The sequence below is a fragment of the Streptomyces colwelliae genome (genome assembly GCF_048158785.1).
In the GTDB taxonomy this organism is placed as follows: Bacteria; Actinomycetota; Actinomycetes; order Streptomycetales; family Streptomycetaceae; genus Streptomyces.
Window position 1 is genome coordinate 1 of sequence record NZ_JBLTJC010000949.1, and the last position, 457, is coordinate 457.

Below are 457 nucleotides of genomic sequence, written 5' to 3' on the forward strand. Positions count from 1 at the left end.
GCGTTATCGGTGGCGTTGTTGCTCAACATTTTGGCTATGCGGCCTGCTTCCTGTTTGCCGGGGCATTCACGTTGCTGGCGGCGTGGGTTGCTTATATCCGGCTGCATTCGGCAAGAGAACTGATGACAAGCGCAATTGATTGATCCGCGAATAACACAGAGAGGTAAGGGATGAAAATCAGTGAATTTCTACATCTGGCGTTACCAGAGGAACAATGGCTACCGACGATTTCTGGCGTTTTACGCCAGTTCGTAGAAGAAGAGTGTTATGTCTATGAGCGTCAACCCTGTTGGTATTTAGGCAAAGGGTGCCAGGCACGGCTGCACATTAATGCCGACGGAACGCAGGCGACATTTATTGATGATGCCGGGGAGCAAAAATGGGCGGTGGATTCCATTGCCGACTGCGCGCGTCGTTTTATGGCGCATCCTCAGGTGAAAGGACGTCGGGTATATGG

At 51.6% G+C, this 457-nt stretch carries 1 pseudogene; it reads left to right on the top strand.

What is annotated here, in order from left to right:
- Window positions 1–170: 170 nt before the first annotated feature.
- Window positions 171–457 (top strand): annotated as a pseudogene (locus ACNFOC_RS55295) (hypothetical protein); the annotation flags it as partial.